The sequence below is a fragment of the Acetobacterium sp. MES1 genome (assembly GCF_002237635.1).
Taxonomy (GTDB): Bacteria; Bacillota; Clostridia; order Eubacteriales; family Eubacteriaceae; genus Acetobacterium; species Acetobacterium wieringae.
Genome location: NZ_MJUY01000013.1, coordinates 303737 through 315188 on the forward strand (window position 1 = coordinate 303737; position 11452 = coordinate 315188).

The window sequence follows — 11452 nt, forward strand, 5'->3', positions numbered from 1 at the left end:
TCCTGACACAATCCATTTTATGACTGGGAAATAAAATAAAAATATGGAAACAGTAAAGAAAAATTAAGAACTAATCAGCGGTAGTTGGATTTCAATGCCAAAATCATACCGGGTAGGCTGGTAAGCCCGGATGCTGCCGCCATGCCGGGTAATCAGTTCCCGGCAGATGTACAAGCCTAAGCCGCTACCCCCTTTTTCCTTGGAGCGGGAGGCTTCTATCCGGTAAAATCGATCAAAAAGCAGCGGCAGTTGTTCACCAGGTACCGGTTGCCCGTTATTCTCTATTTTTAGGACTAGCCAGTGTTTTGTTTGAAACAGATGAACATCAACAAAAAGTGGATGGCCCCCATATTTAACGGCATTGCAAAGAATATTGCCGATCACCCGCTGGAGGGCCGGTTTGTTGACCTGAATTTGGGCAGTGTCGGAAAGGTGACTGTTATAGTCCATACTGGCATCCACATCATCCCAGTCTGACAGATAGGGATTCAGGAGGGATTGCCAGAAACGAGCCGCCGTTACTACCTCAAAGTTCATGGTGTGATCGTGATGAATAATTTGGGCGGCTTCCTGAAATTGATCAATCAGCAGTCGAATATCCTCGGATTTCTGGTGGATAACAGCGTAATAGTGGTTTATTTTTTCAGCATTAGTAATTTTTCCCGATGCGAGGCGATCGGTATAGCTGGCAATTGAGGTGAGTGGGGTTCGTAAGTCATGGGATATGGCCGCCAGCATGGTCTGCTGTTCCCGGTCTGAGGATTGTAAGCGAACCAGCATGTCATCGTAGCGCTTTTCCAGTTCGCCGATCTCGTCATTGCGGTAATGTCGTGCCTGAATTTTGATCTGCAAAGGATCCTGAATCATCCGGTCATGAAGCACCGAAAGCGGGTAAGTAATGGAGCGGTGAAGGAAATAGGCAATGGACATAAATAAGGCAATGATTAAAAGAATAATCAGCCAGAGATACTGAAAAATGTAGTCTTCAATAACCTGATTGCGGCTGTGAAAATTATAATTGATCCGTAGGGCGTAGCGTACTTTATCATCACGGATGACAAAGTCTTTGACACTGAGCCGGGTACTGAGCGGCGCCTCACCACTGGACCAGATTAACTGATTATTGGAATCAAGAAGCAGCATCTGATCCCCGTTTTCAGTCTGGGCGGCCAGGAGTGCAATAATGTCTGCTTCCTCAAGTGAAGCCGCTTGCTTTACGAGATCTGCGGCCAGGGCTTCATAATGTTCCCGATCGGCCACCAGACCATCCCGATAGTCGCCGCGATAAAAAAAGAAAAAGCTTGCCAACAGTAGACCAACGACCAGTAAAAACAGCAAAATAAAGGAAAGTGAGAGTTTTAAGCGGATCGACATCAGTGACCTCCTGTCATACGATAACCGACACCCCAGACGGTTTCCAAAAGATTGCTTTCGCATCCCAGCTTTGAACGGATATTTTTAATGTGAACTGTGACAGTTGTCATATCACCGCCGTAGGCATCTTTCCAGACGGCTTCATAAATCTGTTCCCGGGTCAGAACCTGACCTTTGTTTTCGATCAGGTAGCTGAGAATCAGAAATTCCTTGGTGGAAAAATCCGTTGGGGTTCCTTTGACAAAAACCTGAAAGGTGGATTTGTTCAGTTCAATAGTACCCAGACGGATTATTTCGTTGATTTTTTCGCGACGGTGTTCCCGGCGAAGATGGGCAGAAACTCGGGCTACCAATTCATCCAGGGAAAAAGGTTTGGCCATGTAATCGTCGGCCCCGATTTGAAGACCGATGACCTTATCAATATCCCGGCCCTTGGCACTGAGGATCATGACCGGAGTATTGCTTTCTCTTTTTAGCTGCGTCAAAACTTCCAGACCATCCATTTCAGGCATCATAATATCTAAAATCAACAGGCTGATTTCATGAGTATTTATTTTATCCAGAACTTCCAGTCCATTACTGGCAGTGTGGACAAGATAACCTTCGTCCGTCAAGACCTCGGCAATGATTGCTGCAATATCGCTGTCATCATCAGCGACCAGTATTTGTTTGGGCATGTTCGACCTCCGCATCGTTTGTAAATATTAAATAATCGAAAAAGTGAGTCGTATTAATGATACCCGGTAAATATAAAATAAAAATAAAGAATTCAGTGATTTTAGTGGCTTATAAAAATAAGCATCAGTGATGACGTATAATATTCAAAGAGTAAGAAAATTTACAGCAGAAGTAAAGAAATGTTCGACAATCAAAGTCGTTTATATGCTATAATAGCCTCGTATAACTTTATTCTGTTCAGGCAATTTTGTTTGTAGTCAATCATATATTTAATCACCAAAAATGACGTGTCGATCATTTAACGGCAACCAGTGGGTGTGGCTATCCTTGCTAAAAAAGGAAGCAATGAGAGAGGGCATCATGAATAATCAACATTTTGTTAACAAGGCTTTTCGCGTATTTGTCATCAACAGTATTCTTTCCTCAGCGGGAGTGGTGCTGGGTACCTTTGTGGATGCCATTATTCTGGGAAACGCTTTTGGAGAAGTTGGACTATCGGTGCTGGCGGTATCAATGCCTATATACATGGTTTATAATCTGTTCGGTTATGCCTTTGGTGTTGGTGGCTCTCTGAAAGTAGCTGAGGCCATCGGCGCCGAGGATAAAGATGGGGTCAGAGCCTATTTTACCCAGACATTATTTTTTGCTGCTATCGTTGGTCTGGCCATTGCCGTGTTGGGAAGTCTCTTTCTTCCGACCATCATTGGTCTCACCGGCGGGGCCGAAATTGATGCAGCCAGGGACTATATGTGGCCGATTGTTATCACCGCACCGATATTCATTTTGGCGCCGGTAATCTCTCTCTTGATTCGCAGTGATGCTGATCCGTTTTTGTCCACTTTGGGTATTAGCGTCTCGGTGATCGTCAATCTGGTACTGGACCTTATCTTTATTTTTGGGCTGAATATGGGCGTATTTGGTGGCGCTCTGGCGATGGTAATCGGACAGTTATGTGCGATTGCCGTTTATGGCATGCATTTTTTAAAAAAGCATAATCATCTTAAATTCGGGCAGACTTCCCTGAGCCCCAAAGCTGGCTATCTGCTTTTTCACGGCGGTTTTGGAATCGCCTCGGCCTTTATTTATCAGGGTATCACCCTGGTCGTCATCAACAATTTACTCAGTGCAACGGTTGGGGTCGGGGGACTGGCGGTTTATAATATTCTCTTTAATGTTTCCTTGTTTGCCTATGCGATCTTTGATGGGATATCACTGGCCCTGGCGCCGCTGGTGGCAACCTTTGCCGGGGAAAAGGATACTGAAGGGGTTTATGACACCATGAGCCTGTCCTTAAAGACCTCGGTTTTGCTTAGTAGCTTATGTGCCCTGTTGTTACTAATTTTGGCCGAGCCGATTGCAGCAATGTTTGGGGTGACTGATAACCTGCCGCTGGTAGCCCAGACCATCCGGATCTTTGCTTTGGGGGTGGTGCAGACCTGTTTTAACTGCGTTATGGCCCATTTTTATCAGACCATTAAGCGGCCGACGCTGGCAGGGATTATTTATTTTTTACGGGGGTTTTTGCTGCTGGTCGCCTTTTGCGCCTGGTTAATTCCGGCGTTTGGCGTCGTCGGGACAGCACTGGCGATGGTGGCAGCAGAAACCGTGACCATGGTGATCCTGCTTTTTGCGGCCCTGGTGCTCAAAAAACAAGGGGGGTACCGAAATATTTTACTGTTTCGGGAGCCGGTAATCAGTAAAGACAATCTTTATGAAACCACCCTTTCGGCGGATATAAAGGAGCTGGAAAAATGTGTGCTAGAGATCGAAGCTTTTTGTGAACGCCTGGATATCGACAGCAAAAATGCTTACTTTATCAATCTGACCATTGAAGAGCTGGCAGCTAATATCATTAATTTCGGCTTCAATGATGGGAAACCCCATTATATCCATATAAAAATCGCCCTATTTGAAGAGGACATCTACATCAGGCTCAGGGATGACAGCACCAGCTATAATCCCTTTGAAGAATCGGAAAAACCGGATGAAGCCCTGGATTATCTGGGCGTATCGATTGTTCGGAAGAAAGCAAAATCCTTTGCCTATAATCGGACGCTGGTATTTAACAATTTACTTATTATTCTATAAAAAAGGTGGCAAGAATGAAAGATCAAAAGAATATTCGTCGCATCAGCCTAAAAACAAAGTTCGCCTCAGCCAGTATGATTTTGGCACTGGTGCTTTCGCTGGTGATTGTGTTGATTTCCTATTTCAGTTATCGGGACTCAATGTTTAAGCGTTATGAAGAAAATATCACCTCACTCGTCAAAACGGCATCTGTTTTTGTACCGGTGGACAAGGTCAATCAGTACTATGAAACGGGACAGCCTGATGCCGACTATGAGCTATTGATTAAAGAATTTCAGACATTGCAGGAACAGAATCATCTGGAATATCTTTATGCCTATGTACCAACCGCAGAAGGATTTAAGGTGTTTGGTCAGGGAACCACGCCCGGGATGGCCGGTCATTTTGGGCTTGGTGATTTTTTGGGAACGGACTATTATCCCCAGGAAGATATTGACGCTGCCAATCGATTGTTTACCGATCCGGATGCGCCTAAAGTGGTCATCACCAATGAAAGTGAGTTTGGCTATCTGATTTCGGCGTTCAATGTGTTAAAAGATAGTGAGGGCAATCCGGTTTTAGTAGTTGGGGCAGATATGTCCATGAAGGAGATCAACTCAACCCTTTTCAAATATATCATTCTGGTATCTTCCATTGCAGCTTTGATCTTAATTTTGTTTATCACGATTTATCTGCTGTTTCTCAATAAGTCGATTATTGATCCGTTACAGGTGATTGTCGATAATGCCACGGATTTTGTTAATACCAATGTCGATGAAAACTTAAGTGAGATTGTGGCTTTGAATATCGATGTTAAAACTGGGGATGAAATCGAAATTCTGGCCGAAGCCTTTAATAAGATGACCAGTGACATTATTCGTTATATTAATGAGCTGACGACAGTCACCTCGGAGCGAGAGCGAATTGAGACCGAGCTTCGCATTGCTACTCTGATTCAGGAAGGGATGCTGCCCCGGAACTTTGAATATCCCGACCGGAACGAGTTTACCCTGTATGCCTCAATGCGGGCGGCCAAGGACGTCGGCGGCGACTTTTATGATTTCTTTTTTGTCGATGATGACCATTTCTGTATTACCATCGGTGATGTTTCCGGTAAAGGGGTGCCAGCGGCACTGTTTATGGCCATGGCCAAAGCCACGGTGAAAGATCTAGTGCTCCGACGCCTGCCGGTCGATGAAGTCATGACCGAAGCCAATGTCACCCTGTGTAATAATAACGAGCAGGGAATGTTTGTGACCCTGCTGATTGCCATTATCAACGTCAAAACGGGGGTATTCCAGTGGTGTGATGCCGGTCATGATCCGGCCATAATCTGGAAAAAAGATGGTCAGGTTGAAATGCTGACTGGCAAAAAAGGCTTTGTTTGTGCCGGGATTGAAACGGCTAAGTATAAGATGAATGAATCAAAAATTGAAAAAGGGGATATTATTTATCTCTACACCGATGGAATTCCTGAAGCGAATAATACCAAAAAAGAGTTTTATGGACTGGAACGGCTACAAACATTGGTGGCGGCAAAAAAAGAGCATGATATTAAAGCGCTGTGCGCTGACATTCTTGAGGATGTGGATGAGTTTGCCGATCAGGAACCGCAATTTGACGACATCACCATGCTGGGCTTCAAGCTTGAGGCGTAGCAGATGGAGATCACCATTAAAGTGGGGCAGGAATTGTCAATAGAAGCATTTCAGGCGATTCTTGATCTGGATTGCAAAATTTATGGGGATGACATTTTAACCAATCAGGGGATGGCGTTAAAGCGCTTTGTAAAGTTCCCGGAAGGGATTATTGCAGCATATGAAGGTGATACTCTGGCAGGCTTTATCAGCTTTTTTGGGGTCGATGAATCCGTCTATCAGCGGGCGGTGTCGAATCAGGAATATATCGACGACAATCTGAATGAAAATGAGGTAGTACCGCTGGAGAAAGGAAGGGGTAATTACATCCTGATCCTGGATCTGGCGGTGGATGAGATTTTCCGGCATCAGGGCATCTCGAAGCAGTTGCATGATCAACTCTGGGATTATCTTAAGCAAAAGCAGAATCAGGGCTTCCCAATTGAGCGGGTGTTTTGTTTTGCAATAACAAATGAAGGATGCAAAAGTATGTCAAATTTAGGCGGCCAAGCAATCTGGACAAGAAATCAGACGACTCTTTTTGAACTCGATCAAGAGCTCGTTTTGGGGCAGTTATGATCACAATAAGCGATAAAAAGCTGGATCAACATCGTCTCGAAGAGGTTGCGGCAGTCTTGGGTCAGGCCTTTAAGGGTGATCCCTTGTACCTGGCAGTTTTTCAGAATGAGAAAGATTTATGCCGCTATATCAGACTGATGGTGGAGTACTATAATCGCAATGGCGAAATCCATGTGGCGGTTGTTGACGAAAAAATTGTTGGGGCATCAATCTGGAATCATAAAGGAAAACCTTTTTTTAGTATCCGCAGTGTTTTTGTCAGTGGAATGATTGGTCAAATAATCAAATTCTTATTACTGATTCAGTTAAAAAGCATGATCCGGCTGAGGAATGAAACCCTGATTACCGAACGCTACCATTATAATCAGGAACATCACTATCTCTTCATGATCGGTTCAGTCTATCGGGGGGCGGGGCGGGCCCTGATGGACTATGCGATTGAAAAATTCAGGGATTGTCCCATCTATCTTGAAAACAGCAACATAAAAGATAATAACTACTTTTATCAAAGGCTTGGATTCCATTCCATCAAGACGATTGAAGTTCTGGGCGTTTTGGTGGATTTGTTGAACAACAGTAAAGGAGATCAGATAAGATGAAGAAATTAACTGTAAATGCATCGACAGATAAGTTGCCGGAGGTGCTTGAATTTATCGATACCGAATTGGAGACGGCTGGGGCCAGTATGAAAATGATCTTTCAGATTGATTTGGCTGCGGAAGAAATTTTTGTGAACATTGCCAACTATGCCTATGCTCCGGATGACGGCAACGTCATCATTCAAGTTGATAATTATGGGGAACCGCCCTTGGTGGAAATTCAGTTTATTGATCAGGGCGATCCCTTTAACCCCCTGGAAAATCCTGATCCGGATATTACCTTAACCGCAGAAGAACGGCAAATTGGCGGGTTAGGGGTGCTGATGGTTAAAAAAAGCATGGATGCGGTAGACTATCGCTTTGAAGAAAATAAAAATATTCTGACGATAAAAAAATTGGTGTCCTGAATCAGGCGGTTGTTTAAGCATTATTAATGTAGATAATAACGGTGGCTGGAGCGGGTTGATCAATCCCGGCTCGGAAGCACCGGGATTATCTGGAAATGAACAGTAACTAAAAATGGAGGCGATTGATGAAACGCATTTTTGTAGGCTTTTGCGTGGTAATGATATTATTACTTGCCGGATGCAGTCAGGCGGTGGCGCCCCTTCCACCCGTGGAAACGGCAAAAATCGGAACGATGATTGGAACAGTGAGCGAATCGATGGCTCCGGAAAAATACCCCAAGGCAGAAATCAATCGCTTCAACAATTACGTTGATGAGTCAGCTGCCTTGATGGCGGGAAAAATTGATTATGCCATCATGGATTATGCAACAGCGCGAAATTTTGTAAAGAGTAACGAAGGAACCATGGTGTTACCAGAAGCACTGACTGATGAAGTGACAGCAATGGCCCTTAAGAAAGAGAATACTGAGCTTAACCAGAAACTTAATGCGGTGTTGAACCGTTATTTAAGCGATGGCACCATGGAGGAAATTAAAGGTCACTGGTTTCCGGAAGCGGGCGGCGACTATGAAATTGTTGACGTGCCCAAAAATGTCAGCGGCCCGGTATTGCGGGTAGCCGTCACATCCCTGACTGAGCCCCGGTGTTTTGTTCAGGATGGGGAGCTAACCGGGATGAATGTGGAATTACTGAGCCGCATCGCATATGAACTGGGGATGCAGGTCGAATTTCAGGATATGGACTTTAAAGCGATGATTGACAGTCTCCAATCGGGAAATAGTGATGTGGTTGCGGCCATGTATAATACCCCGGAGCGATCGGAAAAGGTCGATTTTACCGCTGGTTATTTTCCCAATCCCCAGGTTTTTGTTGTCAAGGCCGATCGACAGGCAGCAACTGAAGGCACTCAGAGCAGCCAGACATTGATCAGCAGTAGCAGTGATCTGAATAAAGCCGGCTACACCATTGGCGTACCGGAGGGAACTCCGCCGGAAGAGGTGGCTAAAGAACTGATGCCCAATGCTGACATTTCCTACTTTACTCAGTTTATGGATGGGGTGGCGGCGCTTAAAAGCGGTAAGGTGACCGCTGTGATTTATGATAGCTCTGGGGTTGATCGGATTTTGTTAAGCAACCCGGATCTGGTCAAGCTTGACGAAGAGCTGGGCAATATCGAGATTGCCGCTGTTGTCCGACTAGATGATACGGCCATGAATGAGCAGCTCAATGCTTTTATTAAACAATATCAGGCCGATGGTACGGCAGCAGCGATGGTGAAGCGGTGGATAAATAACACCGGTGGGGAAATGCCGGATATACCCAAGCCCCAAAATCCGGAGAAAAAAATCACGATTATTACCAATGGTTTAACCGAACCGATGAACTATTATGAAAATGGACAACTGACTGGCTTTGATGTTGAATTTATGAAACGCTTTGCCAGTTATGCCAATCTCGATTATGAAATCATTACCATGGATTATCAGGCGATGATTCCAGCCCTCCAAAGCGGGAAGGGCGATGTGATTATTTCTGACTTCTTTAAGACTGATGAGCGGGGGCAAGAGGTGCTCTACACGGATGCCTATGTGGTCTTGCACAACAGTGCTTTGATCAGAAAAGATATGGCGGCAGCGTCAATGGTTGATCAATCCATTAAAACCAATGAGGAGCTGAATGGCAAGCGGGTTGGTTTTATTACCGGGATGGTTCATATTGACAATTTTCGACCACTTTATCAGGCTGATGAATATGAATTCAATGATTTTTCGTCGATGCTTGAAGCGCTAAAATCAAAAAAAATCGATGCGCTACTGACAAGTCAGTCAAAGGTTGCCGAAATTATTGAGCAGAACCCTGATCTGATTGCATTGCCGCCTTATGCGGATATCTCGTCATCAATCGGAGTCAATAAGACCAATACCCAGCTCGGCGATGCCCTTGATGCCACGGTTAAAACAATGATCGATGATGGCAGTTTAAAAGCGATGACCGAAAAATGGATGGGCGAAAACGAAGACCGAAAAGTGCTGACGCCGGTTGATCTGACTGGCGAGAAAGGAACCCTGATAGCCGGAGTTTTAGGCGACGATTATCCGTATTCCTATTATAAGGATAACGAACTGGTTGGTCTTGAAGTTGATCTGGCACGTAGTCTGGCTGCCAGGATGGGAATGAACGTGGAGATAAAGCCAATGGATTTTTCAGCGATCATTCCTAGTATCACGTCAGGAAAAATTGATCTGGCCTTCTATCTTGCGTATACTCCGGAACGGGCTGCATCGATTCGTTTTCTGACACCACTAAAGTCTGATCAGGCTGTGGCGATTGTCAGAAATCAGGCAGTGGCTGCTTCGACAGGAGGACAACAATGGGCTGGCATGATAGCGTCATTGGGGGAGAGCTTTAACAAGACCTTTGTTGTTGAAGACCGGTATCAACTGATTTTGGAGGGACTTTCAACGACGATTGTCATTTCGCTGTTGTCATTGCTCTTTGGTAGTTTATTAGGGGCCCTCATCTGTGCGATGCGTCGTTCCCGGGTGGGCCTGATTTCAGGCTTGGCGGTCGTTTATATTCGGCTGATTCAGGGCGTGCCGATTGTTTTGACGTTGATGATCCTTTACTATATTATTTTTGCTTCGGTGGACATCCATCCGGTACTGATTGCGGTGGTTGGGTTTTCGATTAATTTTGCCGCCTATTCGGCAGAAATTTTCAGAACCGCCATTGACGCCACCGATAAAGGGCAGTTGGAGGCTGCCTACGCACTGGGGTTTACCAGAGTGGCCAGCTTTTTTAAGGTCACCCTGCCCCAGGCGCTACGGCACATTCTGCCGATTTTTAAAGGCGAATTTATCAGTATGGTAAAAATGACCTCGGTGGTCGGTTATATTGCTATTCAGGATTTGACCAAGATGACCGATATTATCCGCAGCCGGACCTTTGAAGCGTTTTTTCCACTGGTGGTAACGGCGGCGATCTATTTTGTCATCACCTACCTGTTTATTTTGTTACTGGGAAAGATTGAAGTACAGATTGACCCCAAACGCCGGAAACGGGTAGTCAAAGGCGTTGTTGAGATTGACGCAGAAGTTGTTGAGGTGCAAAAATGATTGAAATAAAAGATCTGTCGAAAAGCTATGGTCAGCTACAGGTGCTAAAGGATATCAACACCGAGATTAAAAAAGGCGAGGTGATCTCGATTATCGGGCCGTCGGGCTGTGGTAAGTCGACTTTTTTGCGGTGCATTAATCTGCTTGAAAAGCCGACTGCCGGAGAAATTTATATTGAAGGGCAGAATATTCTCGATAAAAATGCCGATGTAGCAAAATTACGCCAGAAAATGGGGATGGTTTTTCAGTCCTTTAACCTCTTTTCCCACCTGATGATCATCGAAAATTTGATGCTGGGGCCGGTTAATCTGCTCAAAATCCCGCGTCAGCAAGCTTATGAAGAAGGGCTGGCCTATCTGGAAATGGTCGGGCTGCGGTCAAAAGCGCTGGCCTTTCCGGACGAATTATCCGGCGGCCAGAAACAGCGGGCGGCGATCGCCCGAACCCTGGCGATGAAACCCGAGGTGGTGCTCTTTGATGAGCCCACCTCGGCCCTGGATCCGACCATGGTCAGCGAAGTGCTGGGGGTGATCCGCAAGCTGGCATCAACCGGGATGACAATGATGATTGTAACCCATGAGATGAAGTTTGCCCGGGATGTTTCCAGCCGGGTCTTCTATATGGATGAGCAGGGCATTTACGAAGACGGAGTACCGGCAGAAATTTTTGACCATCCGCAGAAGCCCAAGACCCGGGCCTTTATCCGGAAGATTTCAGCCTTTGAATATACGGCGGCAGGCAGCGGCTTTGATCTTTATGAACTTAATGCCAAAATCGAAAGCTTCCTTAAAAAACAGATGTTTTCCGATCGGCAGATTATGAATGTCCAGCTGGTTTGTGAAGAACTGGTGCTGGCCATTCTATTGCGGGCCTTTCCCAGAGCCAGTGTCACACTTTTAGTTGAGTATTCGGATTTAAGCGGAGAGATCGCCATCCAGGCCAGTTTTTCCGGGGACGCCTATGATCTGGAGCAGGGCGATGAAAATGAACTATCC

Annotated in this window: 8 protein-coding genes and 1 pseudogene; 7 read left to right on the plus strand and 2 right to left on the minus strand. The window is 45.5% G+C overall.

Annotation, left to right across the window (positions count from 1 at the left end):
• Positions 1-63: 63 nt before the first annotated feature.
• Complete coding sequence (locus tag BI182_RS05425) at positions 64-1374, minus strand: sensor histidine kinase (protein WP_070370788.1); 1311 nt, start codon at positions 1372-1374, stop codon at positions 64-66.
• Positions 1374-2051 (minus strand): response regulator transcription factor, encoded by a 678-nt coding sequence (locus tag BI182_RS05430; protein ID WP_286806038.1) that lies wholly within the window; start codon positions 2049-2051, stop codon positions 1374-1376. The genes BI182_RS05425 and BI182_RS05430 overlap by 1 nt, the downstream gene beginning before the upstream one ends.
• Before the next feature lie 361 nt (positions 2052-2412).
• On the opposite strand from BI182_RS05430, the gene BI182_RS05435 reads away from it, so the two are divergent.
• The 7 genes and pseudogenes from BI182_RS05435 to BI182_RS05465 all read left to right on the plus strand — a co-directional run.
• Complete coding sequence (locus BI182_RS05435) at positions 2413-4140, plus strand: MATE family efflux transporter (RefSeq protein WP_286806040.1); 1728 nt, start codon at positions 2413-2415, stop codon at positions 4138-4140.
• A 14-nt stretch (positions 4141-4154) separates the two neighbouring features.
• Entirely contained in the window at positions 4155-5777 is a 1623-nt protein-coding gene (locus BI182_RS05440; protein WP_286806042.1) for a SpoIIE family protein phosphatase, read from the plus strand.
• Between the two features lie 3 nt (positions 5778-5780).
• Positions 5781-6335, plus strand: a complete 555-nt coding sequence (locus BI182_RS05445; RefSeq protein ID WP_148638552.1) for a GNAT family N-acetyltransferase — start codon at positions 5781-5783, stop codon at positions 6333-6335.
• On the plus strand, positions 6332-6934 hold the full coding sequence (locus tag BI182_RS05450) for an N-acetyltransferase (protein ID WP_148638551.1): 603 nt from the start codon (positions 6332-6334) through the stop codon (positions 6932-6934). Before BI182_RS05445 ends, BI182_RS05450 begins: the two co-directional genes overlap by 4 nt.
• On the plus strand, positions 6931-7341 hold the full coding sequence (locus tag BI182_RS05455) for an ATP-binding protein (RefSeq protein ID WP_070370794.1): 411 nt from the start codon (positions 6931-6933) through the stop codon (positions 7339-7341). The genes BI182_RS05450 and BI182_RS05455 overlap by 4 nt, the downstream gene beginning before the upstream one ends.
• Before the next feature lie 125 nt (positions 7342-7466).
• Positions 7467-10457, plus strand: a complete 2991-nt coding sequence (locus BI182_RS05460; protein ID WP_286806047.1) for an ABC transporter permease subunit — start codon at positions 7467-7469, stop codon at positions 10455-10457.
• A pseudogene (locus BI182_RS05465) lies at positions 10454-11170 on the plus strand (amino acid ABC transporter ATP-binding protein); the annotation flags it as partial. The gene BI182_RS05460 and the pseudogene BI182_RS05465, both read left to right, overlap by 4 nt.
• Positions 11171-11452: the final 282 nt, after the last annotated feature.

Bases quoted from the DNA above. Each gene is read 5' to 3' on its own strand.
- BI182_RS05425 (WP_070370788.1), bottom strand. From the start codon at position 1,374: ATGTCGATCCGCTTAAAACTCTCACTTTCCTTTATTTTGCTGTTTTTA.
- BI182_RS05430 (WP_286806038.1), bottom strand. From the start codon at position 2,051: ATGCCCAAACAAATACTGGTCGCTGATGATGACAGCGATATTGCAGCA.
- BI182_RS05435 (WP_286806040.1), top strand. From the start codon at position 2,413: ATGAATAATCAACATTTTGTTAACAAGGCTTTTCGCGTATTTGTCATC.
- BI182_RS05440 (WP_286806042.1), top strand. From the start codon at position 4,155: ATGAAAGATCAAAAGAATATTCGTCGCATCAGCCTAAAAACAAAGTTC.
- BI182_RS05445 (WP_148638552.1), top strand. From the start codon at position 5,781: ATGGAGATCACCATTAAAGTGGGGCAGGAATTGTCAATAGAAGCATTT.
- BI182_RS05450 (WP_148638551.1), top strand. From the start codon at position 6,332: ATGATCACAATAAGCGATAAAAAGCTGGATCAACATCGTCTCGAAGAG.
- BI182_RS05455 (WP_070370794.1), top strand. From the start codon at position 6,931: ATGAAGAAATTAACTGTAAATGCATCGACAGATAAGTTGCCGGAGGTG.
- BI182_RS05460 (WP_286806047.1), top strand. From the start codon at position 7,467: ATGAAACGCATTTTTGTAGGCTTTTGCGTGGTAATGATATTATTACTT.